General features: G+C 63.7%; 24 protein-coding genes. 14 read left to right on the top strand and 10 right to left on the bottom strand.

Translation table 11 applies throughout. The features are described from left to right. Positions 1-157: 157 nt before the first annotated feature. From AC1C2O_RS00630 to ctaE, 5 genes are all read right to left on the bottom strand, one after another. Positions 158-577: a rhodanese-like domain-containing protein gene (locus tag AC1C2O_RS00630; protein WP_495428496.1), complete on the bottom strand. Its 420-nt coding sequence runs from the start codon at positions 575-577 to the stop codon at positions 158-160. A gap of 146 nt (positions 578-723) precedes the next feature. After that, complete coding sequence (gene qcrB / locus AC1C2O_RS00635) at positions 724-2,538, bottom strand: cytochrome bc1 complex cytochrome b subunit (RefSeq protein WP_495428497.1); 1,815 nt, start codon at positions 2,536-2,538, stop codon at positions 724-726. After that, entirely contained in the window at positions 2,535-3,608 is a 1,074-nt protein-coding gene (gene qcrA, locus AC1C2O_RS00640) for a cytochrome bc1 complex Rieske iron-sulfur subunit (RefSeq protein ID WP_495428498.1), read from the bottom strand. Before qcrA ends, qcrB begins: the two co-directional genes overlap by 4 nt. Before the next feature lie 36 nt (positions 3,609-3,644). Next, the gene (gene qcrC / locus AC1C2O_RS00645; RefSeq protein ID WP_495428499.1) at positions 3,645-4,448 is read right to left on the bottom strand and encodes a cytochrome bc1 complex diheme cytochrome c subunit; all 804 of its coding nucleotides are present in this window, start codon (positions 4,446-4,448) and stop codon (positions 3,645-3,647) included. Positions 4,449-4,468: 20 nt separating this feature from the next. Then, positions 4,469-5,161 carry an aa3-type cytochrome oxidase subunit III gene (gene ctaE / locus AC1C2O_RS00650; protein ID WP_495428500.1) on the bottom strand — a complete coding sequence of 231 codons (693 nt, stop codon included), beginning with the start codon at positions 5,159-5,161 and terminating at the stop codon, positions 4,469-4,471. A 143-nt stretch (positions 5,162-5,304) separates the two neighbouring features. Here ctaE and trpD point away from each other — a divergent pair, with 143 nt between their 5' ends. Beyond that, positions 5,305-6,369 carry an anthranilate phosphoribosyltransferase gene (trpD, locus tag AC1C2O_RS00655; RefSeq protein ID WP_495428501.1) on the top strand — a complete coding sequence of 355 codons (1,065 nt, stop codon included), beginning with the start codon at positions 5,305-5,307 and terminating at the stop codon, positions 6,367-6,369. 6 nt (positions 6,370-6,375) lie between these two features. Continuing rightward, positions 6,376-7,362, top strand: coding sequence for a PHP domain-containing protein (locus tag AC1C2O_RS00660; RefSeq protein ID WP_495428502.1), 987 nt, complete (start codon positions 6,376-6,378; stop codon positions 7,360-7,362). Positions 7,363-7,405: 43 nt separating this feature from the next. On the opposite strand, the gene AC1C2O_RS00665 is transcribed toward AC1C2O_RS00660, so the two are convergent. From AC1C2O_RS00665 to AC1C2O_RS00675, 3 genes are read right to left on the bottom strand one after another with little or no spacing between them, the layout of a single operon-like run. Next, positions 7,406-8,326: a 5'-3' exonuclease gene (locus AC1C2O_RS00665; RefSeq protein WP_495428503.1), complete on the bottom strand. Its 921-nt coding sequence runs from the start codon at positions 8,324-8,326 to the stop codon at positions 7,406-7,408. Between the two features lie 36 nt (positions 8,327-8,362). Beyond that, positions 8,363-9,187 (bottom strand): hypothetical protein, encoded by an 825-nt coding sequence (locus tag AC1C2O_RS00670; protein ID WP_495428504.1) that lies wholly within the window; start codon positions 9,185-9,187, stop codon positions 8,363-8,365. 11 nt (positions 9,188-9,198) lie between these two features. Next, entirely contained in the window at positions 9,199-9,735 is a 537-nt protein-coding gene (locus tag AC1C2O_RS00675; RefSeq protein WP_495428505.1) for a hypothetical protein, read from the bottom strand. A gap of 210 nt (positions 9,736-9,945) precedes the next feature. On the opposite strand from AC1C2O_RS00675, the gene rpsA reads away from it, so the two are divergent. The 10 genes from rpsA to AC1C2O_RS00725 all read left to right on the top strand — a co-directional run bounded on the left by rpsA (position 9,946) and on the right by AC1C2O_RS00725 (position 20,802). After that, entirely contained in the window at positions 9,946-11,400 is a 1,455-nt protein-coding gene (gene rpsA / locus AC1C2O_RS00680; protein WP_495428506.1) for a 30S ribosomal protein S1, read from the top strand. A 136-nt stretch (positions 11,401-11,536) separates the two neighbouring features. Beyond that, a complete protein-coding gene (locus AC1C2O_RS00685; RefSeq protein WP_495428507.1) occupies positions 11,537-12,391 on the top strand; it encodes an ABC transporter ATP-binding protein in 855 nt (284 codons plus the stop codon). After that, complete coding sequence (locus AC1C2O_RS00690; RefSeq protein WP_495428508.1) at positions 12,388-13,428, top strand: aliphatic sulfonate ABC transporter substrate-binding protein; 1,041 nt, start codon at positions 12,388-12,390, stop codon at positions 13,426-13,428. The genes AC1C2O_RS00685 and AC1C2O_RS00690 overlap by 4 nt, the downstream gene beginning before the upstream one ends. Then, on the top strand, positions 13,425-14,285 hold the full coding sequence (locus AC1C2O_RS00695; RefSeq protein ID WP_495428509.1) for an ABC transporter permease: 861 nt from the start codon (positions 13,425-13,427) through the stop codon (positions 14,283-14,285). Before AC1C2O_RS00690 ends, AC1C2O_RS00695 begins: the two co-directional genes overlap by 4 nt. 2 nt (positions 14,286-14,287) lie before the next feature. Continuing rightward, positions 14,288-16,276, top strand: a complete 1,989-nt coding sequence (gene acs / locus AC1C2O_RS00700; protein ID WP_495428510.1) for an acetate--CoA ligase — start codon at positions 14,288-14,290, stop codon at positions 16,274-16,276. A gap of 8 nt (positions 16,277-16,284) precedes the next feature. After that, the gene (locus AC1C2O_RS00705) at positions 16,285-17,589 is read left to right on the top strand and encodes an O-acetylhomoserine aminocarboxypropyltransferase/cysteine synthase family protein (RefSeq protein ID WP_495428511.1); all 1,305 of its coding nucleotides are present in this window, start codon (positions 16,285-16,287) and stop codon (positions 17,587-17,589) included. Further along, a complete protein-coding gene (locus tag AC1C2O_RS00710) occupies positions 17,586-18,152 on the top strand; it encodes a CoA-binding protein (protein ID WP_495428512.1) in 567 nt (188 codons plus the stop codon). Before AC1C2O_RS00705 ends, AC1C2O_RS00710 begins: the two co-directional genes overlap by 4 nt. Before the next feature lie 32 nt (positions 18,153-18,184). Beyond that, on the top strand, positions 18,185-18,784 hold the full coding sequence (gene coaE, locus AC1C2O_RS00715; protein WP_495428513.1) for a dephospho-CoA kinase: 600 nt from the start codon (positions 18,185-18,187) through the stop codon (positions 18,782-18,784). Continuing rightward, positions 18,781-20,001: an MFS transporter gene (locus AC1C2O_RS00720; protein ID WP_495428514.1), complete on the top strand. Its 1,221-nt coding sequence runs from the start codon at positions 18,781-18,783 to the stop codon at positions 19,999-20,001. The genes coaE and AC1C2O_RS00720 overlap by 4 nt, the downstream gene beginning before the upstream one ends. An 18-nt stretch (positions 20,002-20,019) precedes the next feature. Further along, positions 20,020-20,802, top strand: coding sequence for a GNAT family N-acetyltransferase (locus AC1C2O_RS00725; RefSeq protein ID WP_495431635.1), 783 nt, complete (start codon positions 20,020-20,022; stop codon positions 20,800-20,802). A gap of 6 nt (positions 20,803-20,808) precedes the next feature. Here the strand turns inward: AC1C2O_RS00725 and AC1C2O_RS00730 are convergent, their stop codons facing one another. Beyond that, positions 20,809-21,432 (bottom strand): DUF4126 domain-containing protein, encoded by a 624-nt coding sequence (locus AC1C2O_RS00730; RefSeq protein ID WP_495428515.1) that lies wholly within the window; start codon positions 21,430-21,432, stop codon positions 20,809-20,811. 55 nt (positions 21,433-21,487) lie between these two features. Between AC1C2O_RS00730 and uvrB the strand changes: the two genes are divergently transcribed. Together uvrB and AC1C2O_RS00740 are read left to right on the top strand one after the other, a co-directional pair. Beyond that, entirely contained in the window at positions 21,488-23,560 is a 2,073-nt protein-coding gene (gene uvrB, locus AC1C2O_RS00735; RefSeq protein ID WP_495428516.1) for an excinuclease ABC subunit UvrB, read from the top strand. A gap of 18 nt (positions 23,561-23,578) precedes the next feature. Further along, entirely contained in the window at positions 23,579-23,908 is a 330-nt protein-coding gene (locus tag AC1C2O_RS00740; RefSeq protein ID WP_495428517.1) for a TfoX/Sxy family protein, read from the top strand. A gap of 27 nt (positions 23,909-23,935) precedes the next feature. Here the strand turns inward: AC1C2O_RS00740 and AC1C2O_RS00745 are convergent, their stop codons facing one another. After that, positions 23,936-24,181 (bottom strand): hypothetical protein, encoded by a 246-nt coding sequence (locus AC1C2O_RS00745; RefSeq protein ID WP_495428518.1) that lies wholly within the window; start codon positions 24,179-24,181, stop codon positions 23,936-23,938. Between the last annotated feature and the right edge of the window lie 22 nt (positions 24,182-24,203).

A 24,203-nucleotide genomic window follows, 5' to 3' on the forward strand; every position in this document is an offset into this window, starting at 1 on the left:
GCGCGCGGATGCGGCAATCTGCGACCCTCGCCGAGGGGACGCGGCGGCGGGCGGGGCCGGGAGGTGTCGCAGTTGGTCGCCCCGTGCGCGCGAATGCGGCAATCTGCGACCCTCGCCGGGGCGCGGGGCGCTACCGTGGTTGGGCGCGCCCCGCCCTTCAGGAACGAGTGCGGATGCGCGGAACGCCCGTGAGTGGGTCGACTGGGCGCCGATGGATGCCGTCGTGATCCTCCACTGGATAACCCTCGCGTACCCAGTACTCGAAGCCGCCGATCATCTCACGGACCGGATAGCCGAGCTTCGCGAACTCAAGCGCTCCCTTGGCCCCGGCGTTGCATCCGGGACTCCAGCAGTAGACGACGACGTCGGTGCCAGCCGGGATCTCCTGCGCTGCACGTGAAGCGATCTCGCTGTAGTGCATGTGCACAGCGCCAGGAACGCGTCCCTGAGCCCACGCCTCGTCTGAACGGACATCGATGACCACGACATCCTCTCCGGCCTTCTGGCGGGCATAGAGGTCGCTGGCGTCTGTCTCGTAGGCGAGTTTGGCGGCGAAGAAGTCAGCGCGATCGATCATGGCTTCAGCCTATTGCCCGTCATTCGTGCGGAGGAAGGCTCGCTCCTGTCGCTCAGCGCAGGATTCCCGCCATTCTCCGTGGATAAAGCTATACGAAGAAGGGCCCCGTCCAAATGGACGAGGCCCTTGAGTAGGGGAGGGGAGTGTTACTCGCCCTCCTCCGCCTTCTTCTTGGACTTCTTGACCGGATCAGTGGCAATCACTGTGCTCGGAGTGTTGGGCGTCTCGCCCACGTGCGTCTCCGCAGGAGGTGTCAGCGCGGCGTCAGGGGCGCCAGCACGCTCGTGAGCGCCCTGGATCTCCTCAGCCTCAATGTCAGCCGTGTGAGATGTCACGTGGTGCTGGTGTGCGTCTGCGGCATCCACCTCGGTCTGCGTGAGCGGGGCCAGACGATCCTCGTAGAACCAGCGAGAGACCGACGAGCGCACATTCTCGGTCCACGAGATGCGTCCCTTGGCGTTCGGACGAACGACGAGAGGCTCGTAGTTGTCGATGTCCATGAGCTTCCAGCGGTCGTACTTGTCGACCGGCTGGTGCACCTCGATGAACTCGCCACCGGGGAGGCGGACGATCCGACCGGACTCGTAGCCGTGCAGCACGATCTCACGGTCCTTCTTCTGCAGCGCGAGACAGATGCGCTTGGTGATGAAGTAGCCGAGGATCGGGCCAAGGAACAGCAGTGCCTGCAGCGTGTGGATGACGCCTTCCATCGTGAGCATGAAGTGCGTCGCGATGAGGTCGGAGGATGCCGCGGCCCACAGGACTGCGTAGAAGATGACTCCCGCAGCGCCGATCGCAGTGCGCGTCACGGCGTTGCGCGGGCGCTGGGCGAGGTGGTGCTCACGCTTGTCTCCGGTGACCCACGCCTCGATGAAGGGGTAGATCGCGACGAGAACGATGAAAAGACCGAGCACGGCGACCGGAATGAGGATGCCGAGCGAAAGCGTGCGCTCCAGGAAGACGATGTCCAGGTGCGGCGGGGCAAGACGCAGCGCGCCATCCGCGAAGCCGATATACCAGTCAGGCTGGGTTCCGGCAGACACGGGGGACGGGTCGTACGGGCCGTATGCCCAGACCGGGTTGATCTGGAAGAACGTCGCGATCAGCACGATGGTGCCGAAGACGATGAACAGGTAGCCGCCCATCTTGGACATGTAGATCGGCATCATCGGGTAGCCCACGACGTTGTCGTTCGTGCGGCCGGGGCCAGCGAACTGCGTGTGCTTGTTGATGATCATGAGCATCAGGTGCACCACGATCAGTGCGATGACCAATAGCGGGAGCAACAGAATGTGCAACGAATACAGGCGGCCGACGATGTCGTCGCCGGGGAACTCACCACCGAAGAGGATGAACGAGGTCCACGTACCGATCAGCGGGATGCCCTTGACCATGCCGTCGATGATGCGCAGGCCGTTGCCGGAGAGCAGGTCATCGGGGAGCGAGTAGCCAGTGAAACCCTCGGCCAGCGCCAGGACGAACAGTACGAAGCCGATCACCCAGTTGAGCTCGCGGGGCTTACGGAATGCACCGGTGAAGAATACGCGGAGCATGTGGATGCCGATACCAGCCACAAAGACGAGTGCCGCCCAGTGATGGATCTGGCGGACCAGGAGGCCACCGCGCAAATCGAAGGAGATGTGCAGTGTCGACTCGAGGGCGGCAGACATCTCAATGCCACGCATAGGTGCATACGCACCCGTGTAGTGGGTCGGAACCATCGACGCGTCGAAGAAGAACGTCAGAAAGGAGCCGGAGATGAACACCACGACGAAGCTCCACAGAGCAATCTCGCCGAGCATGAACGACCAGTGGTCGGGGAAGATCTTGCGACCCAGCTCCTTGACGAAGCCGGAGATGCTGGTGCGCTCATCGATGTAGTTCGACGCTGCGCCGATGAATCGGCCTCCCAGAGGGGCGTTGGTGTCCTTGTCCTCTTTGGACAGCGTTGCGGTACTCAATGGCGCTCCCAGAAGCTCGGGCCGACAGGTTCGGTGAAGTCGCTGCGTGCGATGAGGTAGCCCTCATCGTCGACGTCGATCGGCAGCTGCGGCAGCGGGCGGGCCGCCGGGCCGAAGATGACCTTTGCGTGGTCGGTCACGTCGAACTGCGACTGGTGGCAGGGGCAAAGCAGGTGGTGTGTCTGCTGCTCGTACAGAGCGACAGGGCAGCCGACGTGCGTGCAGACCTTGGAGTACGCGACGATGCCGTCGTACGACCAGTCCTTGCGGTCCTCGGCCTCGATGAGCTGCTCAGGGCGCAGGCGCATCATCAGCACGATCGCCTTGGCCTTCTCTTCGAGGTAGCCGTCGTGGTGCGACAGTGAGGCGAGATCTTCCGGAATCACATGGAAAGCGGAGCCCAACGTGACATCCGCTGCGCGGATGGGAGTGCCGTCTGGGTCGCGCACCAGGCGCTGCCCCTTCTCCCACATCGTCTGCTTCAGCAGTACGACGGGGTCGCCTGCAGTGGGATCTTCCGGTGTGCTGTGCGGCGCAAGACCGCGGAAAAGTGTGACACCAGGAATGATCGATGCAACGACCGCTGCGATCAGCGAGTTGCGAATCATCGTGCGTCGACCGAACCCGGATTCCTCGTTTGCCGCTGCGAACGCCTGGATGGCAGCCTCGCGTGTCGCGTCAGTGCCACGCGTGGGGTGGCGCATCTCGATGTGTTCCTTGTCGGACATCAACGCCTTCGACCAGTGAATGGCGCCGATACCGATGCAGAGGAGTGCGAGAGCGATTCCCAGACCGATGAAGAGGTTGTTGTACCGGATCGAAGCCAGGGAGCCATCTTCGATCGGGAACAGCATGTATGCAGCGACTGCCCAGATGCTGCCAGCGAGCGACAGATAGAACAGGGTGTAAACCGTGCGGTCCGCGCGCTTCTCAGCCTTGGGATCCTTGTCGGTCATCCGCTCGCGGTGAGCCGGCAGGCCCGGGTTCTGCACGGGATCGCTGACTGCGACACCCAGCCCCGGAGAGGGCCGGTAGGCCCTGTCAAGAGCCTGCGAGTCGTCGTGTGCCATGGTGCTCCTCGTACGTTCCTTCTCGATGATTAAGCGTTAGTTGGACTTCGCCGTGATCCACACGGTGATCGCGACTAGGCCGCCGATGCCGAAGATCCAGACGAACAGGCCCTCAGATACGGGACCCAAGTTTCCGAGCGTGAAGCCGCCGATCGACACCGCGTCCTGCTGGAAGAGCAGCGCGGAGATGATGTCGCGCTTGTCTTCGTCAGACAGGTTCATGTCACCGAACACAGGCATGTTCTGCGGGCCGGTGACCATGGCTGCGTAGATGTGCAGGGCGCTCGTGTTGGCGAGTCCGGGGGCGTACTTGCCCTCGGTGAGCGCGCCACCAGCGGCGGATACGTTGTGGCACATCGCGCAGTTGACGCGGAAGAGCTCAGCGCCGTGCGCTACATCGCCGCCACCATCGAGGATCTCGTCCGACGGGTAGGTGGGGCCAGGTGCTTCGCTCTGCACGAAGGAAGCCATGGCTTCGATCTGTGGCTGCGTGAACTGTGCCGGCTTCTGTGGCGCCTGCGGGCCCTGCATCTGCAGGGGCATGCGGCCAGTGGCGAGCTGGAACTCGACGGAAAGTTCGCCGACGCCGTAGAGGCTCGGACCGTTGTCAGTTCCCTGCAGGTCAAGCCCGTGGCAGGTTGCACAGTTGGCCTGGAACAGCTTCTTGCCGTCCTCGACGGTGAGCTGTGTGCTCGCCGTGGGCTGCGTGTCTGTGGAGGCGATTGCCGCGGATGCTCCAGCGTAGATTCCGCCGGTGATGAGGAGACCAGCTCCAATCAGCGCCGCAGCGGCCAGGGGGTTACGACGTCCAGTTGAGCGACGCTTCTTCTCTCGTGCCATTTCGCAGGTCAGCTCCGCTCTTATTTCAGGAAGTAGATGACGAAGAACAGCACGATCCAGACGACGTCAACGAAGTGCCAGTAGTAGGACACAACGATCGAGGAAGTCGCTTCCTTGTGCGTGAAGTTCTTCACTGCGAACGCGCGGCCCATGATGAGTAGGAACGCGATGAGTCCGCCGGTGACGTGGATGGCGTGGAAGCCAGTGGTCAGGTAGAAGGCCGAGGCGTAGGCGTCAGCCTGGATCGGCATGCCTTCGGTGACCAGCGTTGCGTACTCCCAGACCTGACCGGAGACGAAGATCGCGCCGAGCACGAAGGTGAGCCAGAACCACTCGGTCATTCCCCAACCGAACAGGCGGCGACGGCCTGCGCCGTTCACCTGGCCCTTCTTGATGCGGTAGGACTGGAGGTCCTCTGCAGCGAACACGCCCATCTGGCATGTGAAGGAGGACAGCACCAGGATCGCGGTGTTGACCGCGGCGAACGGAACGTTCAGCAGTTCGGTGCGGTCAGCCCACAGCTCGGGAGAGGTGCTTCGGAGGGTGAAGTAAATCGCGAACAAACCCGCGAAGAACATCACCTCGCTGCCGAGCCACACAATGGTGCCGACAGCTACCGAGTTCGGGCGCTTGATGGTTCTTGCCGCCGGGGCATAGGTCGCTGAGGTGGTCACTCTTCCATTATGGCCGATACGCGAGCGTGATTCTTGCATCCGTGCCACCCGTTTCGCTGTTCACCGACTTAGGGGAACCTAAGAACCACCTGCGAATACTCGGTGAATTCAACGAAAAACAAGGATGCACTGCCGCGGGGCGGGTGCGCAAGGATTTTATTCACGCAGATAGGATCACTCACATGGCTGATTCCCTGACCTGGCCCGATGTGCTCACCACTCTCCTGGAACGACGCGACCTCAGCGTCTGGGAGTCGACCTGGGCCATGCGCCAGGTGATGCAGGGTGACGTGTCTGACGCCAAACTGGCCGGATTCCTCATCGCACTTCGTGCCAAGGGTGAGACGGTCGACGAGATCGTCGGCTTCCGCGACGCCATTCTCGAAGCGGCGGTCCCGCTTCCGGTCTCACCCAACGTTCTGGACATCGTCGGCACCGGTGGCGATCGCTTCGGCACGGTGAACGTTTCCACAACCGCGGCGGTCATCATCGGCGCGACGGGCATTCCGGTTGTGAAACATGGCAACCGCGCGGCGAGTTCTGCTTCGGGCTCATCGGACGTGCTCGGCGCGCTGGGGCTTCAGCTGTCGCTGTCTCCAGCGGACGTCGCGACGGTTCTGGACCGCACCGGCATCACGTTCGCGTGGGCTGCGGCGTTCCACCCCGGTTTCAAGCACGCAGGCCCTGCGCGTGCTGAGCTCGGCGTTCCGACGGTATTCAACATGCTGGGTCCACTGTGCAACCCGGCGCGTGCGGAGGCGAACGCCGTTGGTGTCGCTCAGCTGGAACGAGTGCCGTTGATCACGGGTGTGTTCCGCACTCGTGGTGCTACGGCGCTCGTCTTCCGTGGGGACGACGGCCTCGACGAGCTGACCACCACCGGTCACAGCCGCATCTGGGAGGTCACTCGTGGTGACATTCACGAGCACGATCTCGATCCGCGCGACCTCAGCATCCCCACCGCGCAGATTGCCGATCTCATCGGAGGCTCACCAGAGCACAACGCCGGTGTCCTGCGGGACACCCTGGCAGGAAAGAAAGGTCCGGTGCGCGACATCGTGCTGCTGAACGCAGCTGCGGGCATCGTCGCGTTTGAGTTGTCGCAGGATGCGGCGCAGGTGCAGCGACCTATCCTTGAGCGTCTGCGCGACGGCTTCGCTAGAGCTGAAGCGGCGGTTGACGATGGCAGCGCGGCGGCGAAGCTGGAAGCGTGGGTGGAAACCACCCGCGAGCTCGCCTCAGCCTGAGACATCATGGATCCCGTTGACGCTCTTCTTGAGATCGCGACGCTGCTCGAGCGTGAGCGCGCATCGCGCTATCGAGCCAAGGCGTTTCGTCAGGCTGCGGCCACACTGAAGGGGCTGCCGGATGCGGTGAGAAATGACCCAACGCGCCTGCGCGCAGCGAAGGGCATCGGAGAGTCCACGTTTGCTGTTATCCGACAGGCTCAGGCCGGGGACGTGCCTGAATACCTGATCGAATTGCGCGGCAAGGTGGAACCGGAGCGTGTTTCTGAGCTGCGCAGGAAGCTGCGCGGAGATTTGCACTCGCACACCGAATGGTCAGACGGTACGACTTCCATCCGCACCATGGCAGAGGCTGCCCGAGCCCTCGGGCACGATTATCTCGCGATCACCGACCATTCGCCGAGGCTCACAGTCGCCAGAGGATTGTCTGCGGAGCGGCTGCGCGAACAGATCCCTCTGGTGCGCGCCGAGTCTACGGATGCGTTCACGATGCTGGCGGGCATTGAGGTCGACATTCTCGATGATGGCGCGCTCGATCAGGAATCTGCGCTGTTGAGTGCGCTCGATATCGTCGTGGCGTCCGTGCATTCCCACCTTCGTATGGAGTCGCGCCCAATGACGGCGCGCATGATCGCCGCTGTCTCGAATCCACATGTGAATGTGCTCGGCCACTGCACCGGGCGGCTCGTGCAGGGAGAGCGGGGAACGCGGCCCGCATCACAGTTCGATGCACGTGCGGTCTTCGACGCATGTGCCGAGCACGGCGTCGCCGTGGAGATTAACTCCCGTCCCGAACGTCAGGATCCACCTGATGAGTTGATCCCGCTGGCGCTGGATGCCGGATGCCTGTTCTCGCTGGACTCGGACGCACACGCGCCGGGGCATCTCTCGCTGCTGGACTATGGTGCGGAGCGCGCGGAGAAGGCCGGGGTGCCGGCTGAACGCATCGTGACGACATGGGGCCTGGAGCGGCTTCGGGCATGGGCGGATTGACCGCCGCGATGTTCGTCGCCTTCCGCCGGGCCGAGTAGCTTCGCTATCGTGCGAGCGCCGCGATGGCTCGATCCATCGATGAGCCGAGATTCCACCGCTCGGCGAGGTCGACGGCGACGTCGGACTCGGCCGGATCGAGTGCGCGGACAGGCTCGGTCGGAGGTGTGATGTCGAGTGCCCTGGCGACCTCAACAACGGTCGGGGCGACATCGAGGTAGGCGGACGCCGCGAGGATCTTCGCTCCCACGCCAGCGCTCATGCCCTCACCCGCAGCCGCGGCGGCCCGGATCTGGGTGAGATCGCCGTGGGTCTGCAGCAGGGTGGCCGCGGTCTTCTCGCCGACACCGGCAACCCCGGGGAGTCCATCGGAGGCATCGCCGCGCATCGTGGCGAAGTCGGCGTACTGCGAGGGGAGCACGCCATATTTCTTCACGACTGTTTCATCAGTGACGACTTCGAGATTGCTCATACCGCGTGCCGTGTAGACGACTCGGATGCCGCGGGCGTCGTCGATGAGTTGGAAGAGGTCGCGATCGCCAGTGACGATGTCGACGGGCATGGTGGCGCGGGTCGCCAGAGTGCCGATGACGTCGTCTGCCTCGTGCTCGGCGACGCCGATGATCGGGATGCCGAGCGCAGTCAGGGACTCGCGAATGAGCGGAAGCTGTGCCTCGAGCGGGTCAGGGACCTCTTCGATGTCGGGCCCGGCGGCGACGACTTCGACGACCCGATGTGCTTTATAGCTCGGGATGAGATCGACGCGCCACTGCGGGCGCCAGTCGTCGTCCCAGCAGGCGACGATGTGTGTCGGCTCATAAAGCTTGACGAGCTTCGCGACGATGTCGAGCAGACCTCGTACGGCGTTCACCGACGAGCCATCGGGGGCCTTCACCTTGTCTGGCACGCCGTAGAACGCTCGGAAATAGAGGGATGCGGTATCCAGCAGCATCAGCTTGTCGCTCATGAGTTCAGCATTGCACAGGCCTCCGACGCGCCGTGATCAGCAGCCGGGTGAGGTCGGGTTCTGTTGGCAAGTGTGGGCGACCAGCGCAGTGTGCGCCTCGAAGATACGGACCTCCTGCGCGGCACCGGTCGCCGTCACCTCGCCGGCGATGGGAAACCAGCCGATGCCGAAGTCGACCGCCGCCGTATATCGAGTGTTCACGTGAGCGGAGAACGTGCCTCGATCAGCGTAGGTATGGCTCGTGTCTGTGGGGGTGAACTGCGCCTGACCGAGCTCATCCCAGCTCTGACCGCCCGCCGCGGTGCTAGCGGTGCCGCCGTCACCGTAGTCGAAGTCATAGCCGGATGGAGTGAAGCGCACGGTGACAGGGAAGCCGAACAACTCGCCGCCGACCGTGTGCTCGGACGCCGTTGCCACGAAGTTTGTCGGCAGTCCGACGACTCCGACGTTGTCGGGCTCGCCGGCTATCGGAGATCCCGACGGGGCGAATCGGGCGACGTCGCTGATAGTGACGGCGGGGATCTCGACGACGTCCTCCTGTTCTTCGTCGGGCTCCGTCTCTGCGCCTTCGAAACAGCGGATGTAGGAGTTCCAATCCTCCAGACACTCGACCAAGTCGACAATGATCGGCTTGGGCAGGGGATCGGCGTCCTGGCCGTCGTTGCCGATCGGCCTGATTGGCGGACGGTCAGAATGGCCCGGTGATCCCGGTGATCCCGGTGATCCGGGGACCTCTTCGGTGCCGCCGATCACGACGTCTTCGCCGTCTGTACAGCCGGTCGTGGCCTGGTCGATTGCCGTGCATCGGGCCTCAAATTCGCTAGCGGGAGCGAGGTATAGGGCGGCCAGGCCGATTGCCAAGACTCCGGCGCTCAGCATGTTGTAGCTGAGGTAGATGTGGCCTTTTCGAGACGGAGTGACGAGTCCGTCAGCCCGAATGTAAGAACCAGCGAGGAGCGTTCTGGGCGATCCTCAGGCACCAGGTTGACTCCGTCGCGATCAGTAAACGTTGTTTTACTCACGTCATTGCACGTCGTGGCCAGAACGACGCCATTACTGGAGTATTCGGTGCCTTCAAAGGCGACAATGATGATCTCGCCGCCGCGAATCTGACCCTTCGCATGCATTTCGCTGAGTGATTCCTTCTCGCTACTCAGGTATTCACCGGTAGTGAAAGCAGAGAGCTGTTCGAAGGTCGCTGGGTCCTGCAGATCGACGCTGTTGAAAGTGGCGATGTAGGCCCGATACACCTCTTCCGCGGCGGCGAATGCCTCTTCCTCTGTCGCGAATGCGGCAGTCGATGTCGGACTCGGAGCGGGTTCAGGCGCGCAGGCGCACAGAGTTCCTGCGGTCAGCGCCAGCAGTGCCAGCATCCGAATCCGGTTCGCCCTTGATCGCAGAAAAGTCACCCGCATACGGTAACGCGAACTCGCGGAATCCCGCCGAAGTTATCCACAACATCATCGTGGGTATTTCTCTGATATTCTGAAGTGTCACTTGTGGCGTGGACATGCGCGCCCAGTGTCGAACAAACCAAATCCATCTGCTCTCCGGCGATGATTCACGCATGCGTGAGCGCCGGGAAGCCCGAGTTTTCACCCACAAGGACAACCTACTAAATGACTACCGCAACGACCGCCCCGGCCACCAAGCAGGTCGCCATCAATGACATCGGATCTGCTGAGGACTTCCTGGCCGCGGTCGAGAAGACTCTGAAGTTCTTCAACGACGGCGACATCATCGAAGGAACGATCGTCAAGATCGACCGCGATGAGGTTCTGCTCGACGTCGGGTACAAGACTGAGGGTGTCATCCCCTCCCGCGAACTTTCCATCAAGCACGATGTTGACCCCAATGAGGTTGTCAAGGTCGGCGACGAGGTCGAGGCTCTTGTTCTCCAGAAGGAGGACAAGGAAGGCCGTCTGATCCTGTCCAAGAAGCGTGCGCAGTACGAGCGCGCTTGGGGCGACGTCGAGAAGATCAAGGAAGACGACGGTGTTGTCACCGGAACCGTCATCGAGGTCGTCAAGGGTGGCCTCATCGTTGACATCGGTCTCCGTGGCTTCCTGCCGGCATCGCTCATCGAGCTGCGTCGTGTCCGCGACCTGACCCCTTACCTGGGCCAGGAGATCGAGGCCAAGATCCTCGAGCTGGACAAGAACCGCAACAACGTCGTTCTGAGCCGCCGCGCGCTGCTCGAGCAGACGCAGTCCGAGTCTCGTACGACGTTCCTCAACAACCTGCACAAGGGTCAGGTTCGCAAGGGTGTCGTCTCGTCGATCGTCAACTTCGGTGCGTTCGTTGATCTGGGTGGCGTTGACGGCCTCGTGCACGTCTCTGAGCTGTCCTGGAAGCACATCGAGCACGCTTCTGAGGTTGTCGAGGTTGGCCAGGAGGTCACCGTCGAGATCCTTGAGGTCGACCTCGACCGTGAGCGCGTCTCCCTGTCGCTGAAGGCAACGCAGGAAGACCCGTGGCAGGTCTTCGCCCGCACTCACGCGATCGGTCAGATCGCTGCGGGTAAGGTCACCAAGCTCGTTCCGTTCGGTGCATTCGTTCGCGTCGCAGACGGCATCGAGGGTCTCGTTCACATCTCCGAGCTCTCCAGCAAGCACGTCGAGCTGGCTGAGCAGGTTGTCTCTGTCAGCGAAGAGGTCTTCGTCAAGGTCATCGACATCGACCTCGAGCGTCGCCGCATCTCGCTGTCTCTCAAGCAGGCCAACGAGTCGGTCGACCTCACCAGCACCGAGTTCGACCCGGCTCTGTACGGCATGCTCGCCGAGTACGACGAGAACGGCGAGTACAAGTACCCGGAGGGCTTCGACGCCGAGTCCGGTGCCTGGAAGGACGGCTTCGACGAGGCTCGCGAGAAGTGGGAGCAGGAGTACGCTGCAGCCCAGACTCGTTGGGAAGCTCACAAGGTTGCGGTTGCCAAGGCAGCCGAGGCCGAGGCCGCTGCAGGCGACGACTTCGCTGCATCGCAGACATTCACGAGTGACTCCGGCGCCGGCACGCTTGCCGACGACGAGGCTCTCGCGGCTCTGCGCGAGAAGCTCTCGGGCGGCAACGCTTAAGCACGCTTTTTCTGGAACGGGTCGTCACCTTCGGGTGGCGGCCCGTTCCGCGTTGGTGGACGTGCTGATCCTCCCTGCGTGACCAAACATTACGTTCGTTTTCGTAACATTGGGATGCGTCCATGACGATGGAGGTATGTTCTCCACCCTCGCTATGCCGCGCGCAGTCGCCGAACCGGTTGCAGCCGGCGCTGCGAACGCCGTTCGACTCGAGAACATCGAGCGCGGCTTCGCGATGCCCGAGGGTCGACGAGAGGTACTCCGTGACGTCGACGTCGACGTTGCCGCGGGGGAGATCGTCGCCGTTATCGGTCCGTCCGGCTGCGGCAAATCGACCCTCCTTCGCCTCGTCGGAGGACTCGACGTCCCCAGCCGCGGAAACATCCTTCTCGACGGTGCGGGTGTCACCGACACCGACGAGCGCACGGCGATCGCCTTCCAGGAGCCGCGGCTGTTTCCTTGGCGCACACTCGCACAGAACGTCGAGCTCGGTCTTCCGCGTGGTACCCGCCGCCGCGCGGGACAGGAACGCGTACGGGAACTGCTCCACCTCGTGGGCCTCGACCACGCCGCCGACCAGCATCCGCGTCAGGTATCGGGCGGAATGGCGCAGCGCGCGTCGCTTGCGCGTGCCCTTGCACGCAACCCCGGTGTGCTCCTGCTCGACGAGCCGTTCGGCGCACTCGACGCGCTGACACGCCTGCGCATGCAAGATCTTCTCCTGAAGATCCACGCCGCAGAGCCCACGACCATCCTTCTCGTCACACATGATGTCGAAGAGGCCCTCTATCTCGCCGATCGTGTGCTGCTGTTGCGCTCACTCGTCGACGAAGCCGACACGGATGCGCCGTCCATCGCGCGCACGATCACCGTGCCCGGCATCCGCCCGCGTGACCGCGCCGATCGCGGCCTCGCGGACCTTCGCGCCGACCTTCTAGAAGGACTCGGCGTCGATACCCACCACCGCATTTCCACTGAGGAGACCCGATGAGCACCATCACCCGCCGAATTGTTCCTGCGATCGCCATCGCCGGAACGATGATGCTCATCGCTACCGGCTGCGTCGCCGGTGAGAATGCCGATGCCGCGAGCACGGATGACGCCACATCCACGAGTGAGTGGTCCTCAGACACGCTCACCGTCGACTTCGCCACGTACAACCCCCTCAGCCTCGTCATCCGCGACCAGGGCATTCTCGAAGAGATCCTCGGCGACGATGTCGATGTCGAATGGGTGCAGTCTGCTGGATCAAACAAGGCCAATGAGCTGCTGCGCTCCGGCTCGGTCGACGTCGGCTCGACGGCCGGCTCCGCGGCGTTGCTCGCGCGTGCGAACGGCTCGCCCATTCAGGTCATCGACATTTACTCGCAGCCGGAGTGGTCGGCGATCGTCGTCGGCCCCGACAGCGGCATCACCTCGCTCGAAGACCTCGCAGGCACCTCGATTGCTGCCACCAAGGGCACCGACCCCTACTTCTTCCTGCTCCAGGCGCTGGAAGAAGGCGGTCTGACGCTGGATGACGTCGAGGTGCAGAACCTGCAGCACGCCGACGGTCGCGCGGCGCTTGACGGCGGATCAGTCGATGCATGGGCGGGACTCGACCCGATCATGGCCGCAGCCGAGGTGGAGTCGGGCGACCAGCTCATCTACCGCAACGTCGACTTCAACACGTATGGCTTCCTCAACGCCACAGAGGACTTCATCAACAACCACCCCGACCTCGCCCAGGCTGTCGTCGACGCCTACGAGCAGGCGCGCGCGTGGGCTCTGGAGAACCCGGAAGAGACCGCTGCGCTGCTCGCCGAGGTCGCGAGCATCGACATCGAGGTCGCGACGACCGTCATCGAGGAGCGCTCGAACCTCGACGTCAACGGAGTCCCCGGCGAAGCACAGCTTGAGGTACTGGAGAAGATTGCCCCCGTGCTCGTCGACTCCGGCGATGTCCAGGGCGGTCAGGCGTCCGTCGACAAGGCACTTGAGACGATCGTGAACGCCACGTTCGCCGAGAAGGCGGTTGGCGGCGAGTGAGCATCCCGGACCAGCGAGTGGTCGTACCCGCAGATTCGCGCGACGCGCTCGATTTCGCAAAGGGCGAGCGCCGTCGAGCGGATGCCGGCACCCGCAGCATCTGGGATCGCACCGGTGCGCGCGTGGCTGCCGGCCTGCTGCTGCCGGTCATCATCTTCGCAGCCTGGCAGTTCGTGACGACAACAGGTCTCGTGCCGCCGTATCGCCTTCCCACGCCGGCATCGGTACTCGCTGCCGGTGTGGAGCTCGCCGAGCGCGGACAACTCTGGACCCACATCGCCATCTCGGTGCAGCGTGTACTGCTCGGCTTCGCAATCGGGTCTGTGATCGGTCTCGCCGCGGCAGGAGTCGTCGGGTTGTCGAAGCTCGGTGACATCCTGCTCAGCCCGACGTTGGCCGCCGTGCGCGCCGTGCCGTCGCTGGCCTGGGTGCCGCTGCTCATTCTTTGGCTGCAGATCGGCGAGGAGTCGAAGGTCACGCTGATCGCGATCGGTGCGTTCTTCCCGGTGTACACCACCGTCGCTTCGGCTCTGCGTCACGTCGATCCGCAGCTCGTCGAGGCCGGTCGCTCGTTCAGTCTGCGCGGGTGGTCGCTGTTTCGCACCGTTCAGCTTCCTGCAGTCGTGCCATCGGTGGTCTCAGGGCTACGCCTCGCCCTCGCGCAGGCATGGCTGTTCCTCGTCGCCGCGGAACTCATCGCCTCGTCGATGGGTTTGGGCTTCCTGCTGACCGATTCGCAGAACAGCGGCCGTGTTGACCGCATCCTGCTGTCGATTGTGTTGCTGGCATTGCTCGGCACGGTCACCAACGGAATTCTCGCGCTGGTTGAGAAGTACCTGCTCAAGAAGTGGGCCTGAGCATGACCGAAGCACGACTGCAGGAGACCCGTGTGTACCCGCCGCCTGCGGCGTTCACTGCGCAGGCGAATGTGAAGGCTGACATCTACGCGACGGCGGATGCTGATCCGATCGCGTTCTGGGAGCAGGCGGCCCGCCGGCTGGACTGGTTTGAACCATGGCACACCGCTCACGAGTGGGAGCCTCCGACGGGCGACGCGATCCCCGCGGCGCGATGGTTCGTCGGAGGCACGCTTAACGTCGCCTACAACTGTGTCGATCGACACGTCGCCGCCGGACTCGGAGACAAAGTCGCGCTGCACTTCGAAGGCGAGCCGGGGGATCGCACCACGGTCACCTACGCAGACCTGCAGCGCCGAGTATCTCAGGCAGCGAACGCCCTGCTCGCGCTCGGTATCGGGCCGGGCGACCGTGTCGTAATTTACCTCCCGGTGCTCGTCGAGACGATCGTGATCACCCTCGCGTGTGCGCGTATCGGCGCGGTACATTCGCTCGTCTTCGGCGGATTCTCGGCTGAAGCTGTGCGCTTCCGACTCGCCGACACCGGCGCCAAGCTGCTCGTCACCAGCGACGGCCAGTTCCGTCGGGGGTCTGCGGCTGAGGTCAAGTCGACCGCAGATATCGCTGCGGCCGACCTTCCAGAACTTGAACATGTGCTGGTGCTGCGACGCACTGGCCAAGACGTGCCGTGGACCGAGGGGCGCGATGTCTGGTGGCACGACGTCGTCGACACTGCGTCGACCGAGCATGAGGCGCAGCCCTTCGATGCGGAGCATCCGCTCTTCATCATCTACACCTCCGGCACGACGGGGAAGCCGAAGGGCCTTGTCCACACTTCGGGTGGCTATCTCACGCACACGAGTTGGGCGCACTGGGCACACTTCGATGCGAAGCCCGACGACGTGCATTGGTGCACGGCTGACCTGGCTTGGGTGACAGCGCACACCTATGAGATCTATGGTCCGTTATCGAACGGCCTGACGCAGGTGATCTATGAGGGAACGCCGGACAGCCCTCACCGCGAACGTCACCTGGAGATCATCGAGCGCTACGGAGTGACGGTCTACTACACCGCGCCCACGCTCATCCGCACGTTCATGACGTGGTTCGGCGACAGTCTTCCTGCGGGTCACGACCTGTCCAGCATCCGTCTGCTCGGCACGGTCGGCGAAGCGATTAATCCTGAGGCGTGGGTGTGGTTCCGCCGCACGTTCGGTCGGGACGAGCTGCCGATTGTCGACACCTGGTGGCAGTCAGAAACTGGTGCGGCGATGATCGTTCCGCTTCCGGGCGTCACGACCCTGAAGCCGGGATCAGCGACCGTTCCGCTGCCAGGTATTGACGCGACAGTGGTCGACGAAAACGGCGATGAAGTCGCCCCCGGCCGCTCGGGGACGCTCGTCGTGCGTCGTCCCTGGCCAGGAATGGCCCGCACGGTGTGGGGAAACCCGCAGCGCTATCGCGACTCATACTGGTCTGCGTATGCCGGCCACGGCGAGTTCGGCGGGTATTACGTTGCCGGCGACGGTGCGACGAAGGATGCCGATGGGCACATCTGGATTCTCGGACGGCTGGATGACGTCGTGAATGTCTCTGGTCACCGCCTGTCCACGATCGAGATCGAATCTGCCCTCGTCGCGCACAACACCGTGGGCGAGGCAGGCACGGCCGGAGTCTTCGATGCGGTCACAGGGCAGGCAGTGGTCGCGTTCGTCACTCCGTCGGGAACGGCAGAGCTGATGGCATCCGATCTTCGTGTGCAGGTGGCGACCGCGATCGGACCGGTGGCGAAGCCCCAACACATTGTCGTCGTGCCGGATCTGCCCAAGACGCGCTCGGGCAAGATCATGCGCAGGCTGCTCGCGCAGCTGTGGGAGGCTGAACAGGATCGCCGCGCCGGCCGAGAGCCGAAACCTCTGGGCGACACGACATCGCTGCAAAACCCTGACGCAGTGGAAGGCATCGCTGCCGCGCTCGCGGCGACTGAATGAAGGAAGTCATGACGGAAGAACATCGCTTCGGGTTCCGCACCCGCGCACTCCACGCGGGTGGAACACCGGATGCCGCCACCGGCGCGCGCGCCGTGCCGATCTACCAGACCACTTCGTTCGTGTTCGACGACGCTGCGGATGCCGGAAACCTCTTCGCCCTGCAGAAGTACGGCAACATCTACTCCCGCATCGGCAACCCCACTGTCGCCGCGCTGGAAGAGCGACTGGCGTCCCTGGAAGGCGGAATCGGGGCTGTCGCCACAGCCTCGGGAATGAGTGCGGAGTTCATCACCTTCGCTGCCCTCGTCGGTGCCGGTGACCATGTGGTCGCCTCTGCCCAGCTTTACGGTGGCACGGTCACGCAGCTGGATGTCACGCTGCGACGTTTTGGCGTCAAGACGACCTTTGTACCCTCCAGCGACCCGGCTGACTTCGCTGCAGCTATCCGCCCGGAGACGAAGGTCGTCTACGTCGAGATGATCGGCAACCCGTCCGGTGAGATCGCCGACATCGAGGGGCTCGCCGCCGTCGCGCACGAGGCTGGAGTGCCTCTCGTGGTGGATGCCACGCTGGCGACGCCGTACCTCTCCCGCCCGCTCGAGCACGGTGCCGACATCGTCATCCACTCGGTGACGAAGTTCCTCGGCGGTCACGGCACGACGCTCGGCGGAATTGTCATCGAGAAGGGTACGTTCGACTGGGGTAACGGAAAGTTCCCGCAGATGACCGAGCCCGTCGAGTCGTACGGCGGCATCAAGTGGTGGGACAACTTCGGTGAGTACGGCTTCCTCACCAAGCTCCGATCCGAGCAGCTTCGCGACATCGGCCCAGCACTCAGCCCGCAGTCGGCGTTCAACCTGCTCCAGGGCGTCGAGACGCTCCCGCAGCGCATCGATGCTCACCTCGCGAACGCACGCATCGTCGCGGAATGGCTCGACTCGGATCCTCGCGTCTCCTACGTCACGTGGGCCGGTCTCGACAACCACCCGCACCGTGATCGTGCCGCGAAGTATCTTCCGCTCGGCCCCGGCTCTGTCTTCGCGTTCGGTGTTGCGGCCGAAGACGGTCGCCGCGCCGGTGAGACGGTGATTGAGAACCTGCAGCTCGCCTCACACCTGGCGAACATCGGTGATGCTCGCACGCTCGTCATCCATCCCGCATCCACGACGCACCGCCAACTGACCGAGGATCAGCTCGCCGCAGCAGGCGTGCTTCCTGACCTGATCCGTATCTCGGTCGGGCTGGAGGATTCGGATGACATCATCTGGGACCTTGACCAGGCCCTCACCACAGCGACGGGAGCGACCCGATGAGTTCCGTCGACGCCTGCGAATTCACCCCTCCCGTGGCTGATGCCGCAGCCTGCGCGCTGCCGACAGCACCCGTTCCTGGCCGCAGTTGGCAGGCACCGAACCAGCAGGAGCGGTTCGCGCTGCTGCGCCGGTCGAAGTCCGTAGCCATTGTCGGGGCATCGAACAACCCCGCACGTGCGTCGTACTTCGTCACCACGTACCTGCTTTCCAGCTCTACCTATGACGTGTACCTCGTCAACCCGCGCGAGACGGAGATCCTCGGTCAGCCGGTCTATGCGTCGCTCGCCGACCTTCCGGTCGTTCCCGACATCGTGGATGTCTTTCGCAAGCACGACGACCTTCCCGGTGTTGCGCAGGAAGCGATCGACGTCGGAGCGAAGGCACTGTGGCTGCAGCTCGGCTCCTGGAACGAAGAGGCCGCCGCGTCTGCGGAGGCTGGCGGACTTTCCGTCGTCATGGATCGCTGCATCAAGATCGAGCACGCGCGATTCCACGGCGGATTGCATTTGGCGGGCTTCGACACGGGAGTGATCAGCTCAAAGCGTCAGCTGCTGGCTCGCTGAGTCCAGGGGCGTTCGAAACATAGGATGGCGTCATGCCTCTCATTGCGCTGACCGGTGGAATCGCCTCCGGAAAGTCCACGATCGCCGCGCGACTTGCCGAACACGGCGCGGTGGTGATCGACGCCGATCAGATCGTTCGAGATGTACAGGCGGCCGGCTCTCCTGTACTCCAGCAGATGGCGGATGCCTTCGGAGCCGAGATTCTGCTCCCAGACGGTTCGCTGGATCGTGCGGCGCTCGGAGCGCGGGTGTTCTCAGACCCTGAGGCGCTCGCCCAGCTGAACGGAATCGTGCACCCGGCGGTGCGGGCAGAGTCGAAGCGGCGGATGAACGAGGCGCTCGCCCAGGACCCTCAACCAGTGGTCGTCTACGACGTTCCGCTTCTCGTCGAGGCCAGGGCGAATGACCCATGGGATCTGATCGTCGTCGCGCACGCGCCAGCTGACGTGCGATTGCAAAGGCTCATCGAACTGCGGGCGATGACACCGCAGGCGGCGCAGGAACGCATCGATGCACAGGTCCCCGATGAGAAACGGCTCGCCATTGCGGATGTCGTGATCGACACGGCCGGCACGCTGAAGCACACCCGCGAGCAGGCAGACACGCTCTGGAAGCAGCTTTCAGGGGAGTGAGCGGAGCAGACTTCGCCGGCCACATTCCTGGATCTCGGTCATACCGGCGGCTCATCGCCGGACTGTTCTTCGCCGGAGTCGCGACGTTCGCGCAGCTGTACTCGCTGCAGGCGGTGCTGCCGCAGGTAGCTTCTGATCTCGGCGTGCCGGCGGCCACGGCGGCGCTGACGATTTCGGCGGCCACGCTGGGAATCGCCGTTGCTGTCATCCCGTGGTCACTCGTCGCAGATCGCATCGGGCGTATTCCGGCGATGGCGATTGGAATCATCGCAGCCACCCTCTTCGGGCTCGCGGCACCGCTGAGCACCGAAATCACGGTCCTGCTGGCGCTGCGTCTCGGTGAAGGCCTGGCGCTCGGCGCAGTGCCAGCGGTGGCGCTCGCCTACCTCAGTGAAGAAGTGCACGCACGGCACGTCGCTGCTGCCGCGGGCAGCTACACGGCAGGAACCACAGTCGGCGGGCTGTCGGGACGCCTGATCGCGGGACCACTGGCAGAGGCGTTCGATTGGCGGATCGGTGTGTGGAGCGTCACCGTGCTGTGCACCGCCTCCGCAGTGCTTTTCCTCTGGCTGGTTCCTCGCGCGCGAAGATTCATCCCGGGGCGCCTGCGAGCGGATGCCGGACCCGGCATCATCACACGGCTCATCCGTGCTCTGCGTTCGCCGCGTCTGTTGGCGTTGTACGCACAGGGGTTCCTGCTCATGGGGGCGTTCGTCGCGGTGTATAACTACCTCGGCTTCCACCTCATCGCGCCACCGTTTCTGTTGCCAGTGTGGTTGGTCACGCTGCTGTTCCTCGCGTATCTGGCTGGCACGGTCTCGTCGCCATTGGCAGGCGTGCTGGCAGCGCGACACGGACGGCGCAGCGTGCTGCTCGGCGCGATCGGATTCTTCGTCGTAGGTGCGGCACTGATGCTCGTTCCGGCGCCGTTCATCGTCCTGGCCGGGCTCGTGATCTTCACCGCGGGCTTTTTCGGCGCGCACGCGATCGCCTCGAGTTGGGCGCCTGTTCTGGCCGATCCGGAGAGTCGTGCGCAGGCGCCGTCGCTGTACTACTTCGCCTATTACGCAGGATCGAGCGTGTTCGGATGGGCGCTCGGCCTCGTGTTCGGTCGCGCCGGCTGGGGATGGTTCCTGGCGGTGGTGATCGCGATGGGTCTGCTTGCCGCGCTTATCGCGACCGTGGTGCTGCGCCCGGATCACCCGGAGGCTCCATAGAATCGAGCCGTGCACCACATGCTTCTTGAGGCCTACGACCGGCAGCTTCGTACAGGATCCGAGATGTTGCGTGCGGGAAACACCGGACGCCACGGGCCGCTGTGGTTCGCGGTGTTCCCCGGTGGCTATGGCTTCGTCACATATGCAGATCTCGCCGGCGCGGACGAGAGCCGAATCATCGAATACGTGGATGCGGCGATCGCGCACTTTGTCGCGCGTGAGGATGTCACCAGAATCGAGTGGAAGACCCGCTCGCACGATGTCGCGCCCGGGCTGTACGAGGCGCTCGTCGCGCGTGATTTCGTGCCGGAGGAGCCCGAGTCGATCATGATCGGTGAGGCCGCGCTGCTCACCGAGGATGTGACGGTGCCTGACGGTGTCGAGATCCGTCAGGTCCGCAGTGACGCCGAGATTTTCTCGATGGAGCAGATGCAGGGCGAGATCTTCGGCGATCCAACGTGGAGGGAACGCGCCGAGGCCACCGTGGCCAGCATCGCCGGCGGAGCCGACACCGAGCTGTGGATCGCGCTGGTCGACGGCCGCGTCGTCAGCGCGGGGAGGCTGGAGCCCGTGACCGACACTGATTTCGCTGGGCTCTGGGGAGGTGCGACCGTGCCGGAATGGCGTGGACGCGGCATCTATCGAGCACTGACCGCCAAGCGGGCGCGTTCCGCGCTGGATAGAGGGAAGAAGTACCTGATCTCGGACTCCACCGAGTTCTCGCGTCCGATCCTCGAGCGTGCAGGCCTGGTGAAGGTTTCGACGACCACGCCCTATGTCCGAGTGGCCACTGACGTCTGAGCAGTTTTACGGTGTCTTCGGTGGCAGCGACCGGGCGCTGGGGGCGGACTGTTCCCGCTTCCGCCGACGGCGCCGAAAGAACATGACTGCCACCACGATCAGCGCGATGAGGAGCAGTGCTGCGAGCACCGGTACGACGATGGCGAGGGCCGCGAGCAGGAAGGACGCTCCGTCCTCTGCGGTGCTGAGCGCTGGTGCGGCGAGTCCACCCGTGACCGCGTTCGCCGCCACGCGTCCGGTCGCCTTGACGACGTGGACGATGAGCGCGATGACGATGCCAGTGACGATCGGCACCCAGGTGTTGTCGGAGAAGAAGGCCGAAGGGTCATCCACCGCCACCGTCTGGGAGCTGGAACCCGCCCCGAATGCGATTCCACCCGACGCCGGACGAAGCACGCTCTGGATGACATCGTTGATCGAATCGAGCGTGGGAATCTTGTCGGCGATGATCTCGAGCAGCAGCAGAGCTCCCAGGACCCACAGGGAGATGTCGCTGGAGATCCAGGACCAGCCAGAGGGGAGTTCCACCGCAGGCAGGAAGCGGTCGGCCAACCCGAGCAAGAACAGCGGCATCCACGCGTTAAGGCCGGCGGATGCCGCGAGGCTGGAGCCGATGATGAACTCAATCACAGCCCCACTCTAGGTGCGCGGCCCCGATGTCTGAGGCTCCGCCTACGCTGGAAGGATGCAACCTACGCGCAGCGTCCGTCCGTTCGAGGTGATCAGCGATTACGAGCCCGCCGGCGACCAGCCGCAGGCGATCGCTGAACTCACGGCGCGCATCAACGCCGGTGAGACCGATGTTGTGCTGCTCGGCGCAACAGGAACCGGAAAGTCGGCGACGACAGCCTGGCTGATCGAGCAGGTTCAGCGCCCGACTCTGGTGCTGGCGCACAACAAGACACTCGCGGCGCAGCTGGCGAACGAGTTCCGTGAGCTCATGCCGAACAACGCGGTCGAGTACTTCGTCTCGTACTACGACTACTACCAGCCCGAGGCATACGTACCGCAGACAGACACGTTCATCGAGAAGGACTCCTCGATCAACGCCGAGGTCGAGCGTCTGCGTCACTCCACGACGAACTCGCTGCTCAGCCGGCGCGATGTCATCGTCGTCTCCACGGTGTCGTGCATCTACGGACTCGGCGCTCCGGAAGAGTATCTGCGCGCGATGGTCGCCCTGCAGGTGGGGGAGCGCTATGACCGTGACGCCCTCATCCGCCAGTTCATCGCGATGCAGTACAACCGCAACGATGTCGATTTCTCGCGCGGCAACTTCCGCGTACGCGGAGACACGATCGAGATCATCCCGGTTTACGAAGAGACCGCGATCCGCATCGAGCTGTTCGGCGACGAGATTGAAGCGCTGTACTCGCTGCATCCACTCACGGGTGACATCATCGCGAAGCTTGATGCGGTGCCGATCTTCCCCGCCTCGCACTACGTTGCCGGTACGGAAGTGATCCAGCGTTCGATCGGAACGATCGAAGCTGAGCTCGAAGAGCGTCTTGCGGAGTTCGAGCGTCAGGGAAAGCTGCTCGAAGCGCAGCGACTGCGCATGCGCACCACTTTCGATCTTGAGATGCTGCAGCAATTGGGATTCTGCTCCGGGATCGAGAACTACTCCCGCCATATGGACGGCAGAGCACCGGGGGAGCCGCCGCACACGCTGCTCGACTTCTTCCCCGATGACTTCCTGATGGTGATCGACGAATCTCATGTGGCGGTGCCGCAAATCGGTGCGATGTACGAGGGGGATGCGTCACGTAAGCGCACACTCGTGGATCACGGCTTCCGGCTGCCGAGCGCGATGGACAACCGACCGCTGCGGTTCGACGAGTTCAAGAACCGTATCGGTCAGACTGTGTATCTCTCGGCGACCCCTGGGAAATACGAGATGGGCATCGCCGACGGCATCGTCGAGCAGATCATCCGCCCCACGGGCTTGATCGATCCCGAGATCATCGTGAAGCCGTCGAAGGGGCAGATCGACGATCTGCTGGAAGAGATTCGACTGCGGGTGGAGCGTAATGAGCGAGTGCTCGTCACAACTCTGACTAAGAAGATGTCGGAAGAGCTTACCGACTTCCTCAGCGAGCACGGTGTCCGAGTACGCTACCTGCACTCCGACGTCGACACACTTCGCCGCGTCGAACTGCTCAGCGAACTGCGCGCCGGTGTCTACGACGTGTTGGTCGGCATCAACCTGCTTCGAGAGGGCCTCGACCTTCCTGAGGTGTCTCTGGTGGCGATCCTGGATGCCGACAAGGAGGGGTTCCTCCGCTCGGGTACGTCTCTGATTCAGACGATCGGTCGTGCCGCTCGAAATGTCTCGGGCCAGGTGCACATGTACGCCGATAGGATCACCGACTCGATGGCGAAGGCCATCGAGGAGACGGATCGTCGTCGCGAGAAGCAAGTCGCGTACAACTTGGAGCACGGGATCGACCCGCAGCCGCTGCGCAAGCGGATCGCTGACATCACGGACGTGCTCAACCGCGAAGCATCCGACACTCAGGAGCTGCTGCGCGGCAAAGGCACGAAGTCCGGCAAGGGTAAGAGCCCGACACCTCAGTTGCGGCGCGTGGGCATCGCGGCCGAAGGCGCTGAGCAACTGGAGGCGATGATCCAGGATCTCTCCGACCAGATGCTCGCGGCGGCGGGCGAGTTGAAGTTCGAACTCGCCGGACGACTGCGAGACGAAGTGCAAGACCTGAAGAAAGAACTGCGCGCCATGGAGCGCGCGGGTCACGCGTGATCAGCGGGAGGCGACAGGGTGGATACGGCGGGACTCGCGCTGGCTGACCGAGTCAGGGCGATGCTGGGTGCGGAGCCGGGGTGCGAAGAGAAATCGATGTTCGGCAGCCGCGCGTTCCTCCTGCATGGGCGAATCCTTGTTGGAGCACGCAAAGGCGGCGTGCTGCTCGTGCATGCGTCCGATAAACAGGCGGCGACACTGCTGATGCAGACAGGAGCATCGCGCGCGATCATGGGCTCGCGCACGATGAAGTCGGGCTGGCTGGACGTCGCGGCGGACGCGCTCGTTGATGACACGCAGTTGATGTTCTGGCTGGACGTCGCCAGAGAGGACAACGCTGACCGGTGACGCGATTGAGTCACTCCGAAGCGTGCGTTATCGCGGGCAGTGCATGAGCGGCTTCGTGCCGGAGCGATCGATCTCATGCTCAGTCATGGGGTGGCCACACAGCGGACATGCACGCTCAGCGCGCTCCGCCGCACTGGGTGGCGGCGTCGACTCGTACGGGCCGACCGCGGCCGGACCCGCAAGGCGGATCAGGTTTGAGTTGAACCACCTGTACAGTCCGCCCGCTTCGCGGATACGTGTGCGAAGGGGCACTCGATCTGAACTGTTCTCCATGATGCTTAGTGTACTAATTATT

Source organism: Microbacterium sp. Y355 (assembly GCF_059445345.1).

Coding starts and splice junctions, on each gene's coding strand:
- AC1C2O_RS00705 (WP_495428511.1), top strand. CDS start 16,285: ATGACGGAAGAACATCGCTTCGGGTTCCGCACCCGCGCACTCCACGCG.
- AC1C2O_RS00660 (WP_495428502.1), top strand. CDS start 6,376: ATGGATCCCGTTGACGCTCTTCTTGAGATCGCGACGCTGCTCGAGCGT.
- AC1C2O_RS00685 (WP_495428507.1), top strand. CDS start 11,537: ATGTTCTCCACCCTCGCTATGCCGCGCGCAGTCGCCGAACCGGTTGCA.
- trpD (WP_495428501.1), top strand. CDS start 5,305: ATGGCTGATTCCCTGACCTGGCCCGATGTGCTCACCACTCTCCTGGAA.
- AC1C2O_RS00745 (WP_495428518.1), bottom strand. CDS start 24,181: ATGGAGAACAGTTCAGATCGAGTGCCCCTTCGCACACGTATCCGCGAA.
- qcrA (WP_495428498.1), bottom strand. CDS start 3,608: ATGGCACACGACGACTCGCAGGCTCTTGACAGGGCCTACCGGCCCTCT.
- AC1C2O_RS00710 (WP_495428512.1), top strand. CDS start 17,586: ATGAGTTCCGTCGACGCCTGCGAATTCACCCCTCCCGTGGCTGATGCC.
- uvrB (WP_495428516.1), top strand. CDS start 21,488: ATGCAACCTACGCGCAGCGTCCGTCCGTTCGAGGTGATCAGCGATTAC.
- AC1C2O_RS00665 (WP_495428503.1), bottom strand. CDS start 8,326: ATGAGCGACAAGCTGATGCTGCTGGATACCGCATCCCTCTATTTCCGA.
- AC1C2O_RS00725 (WP_495431635.1), top strand. CDS start 20,020: ATGCTTCTTGAGGCCTACGACCGGCAGCTTCGTACAGGATCCGAGATG.
- AC1C2O_RS00630 (WP_495428496.1), bottom strand. CDS start 577: ATGATCGATCGCGCTGACTTCTTCGCCGCCAAACTCGCCTACGAGACA.
- rpsA (WP_495428506.1), top strand. CDS start 9,946: ATGACTACCGCAACGACCGCCCCGGCCACCAAGCAGGTCGCCATCAAT.
- acs (WP_495428510.1), top strand. CDS start 14,288: ATGACCGAAGCACGACTGCAGGAGACCCGTGTGTACCCGCCGCCTGCG.
- qcrC (WP_495428499.1), bottom strand. CDS start 4,448: ATGGCACGAGAGAAGAAGCGTCGCTCAACTGGACGTCGTAACCCCCTG.
- ctaE (WP_495428500.1), bottom strand. CDS start 5,161: ATGCAAGAATCACGCTCGCGTATCGGCCATAATGGAAGAGTGACCACC.
- AC1C2O_RS00690 (WP_495428508.1), top strand. CDS start 12,388: ATGAGCACCATCACCCGCCGAATTGTTCCTGCGATCGCCATCGCCGGA.
- coaE (WP_495428513.1), top strand. CDS start 18,185: ATGCCTCTCATTGCGCTGACCGGTGGAATCGCCTCCGGAAAGTCCACG.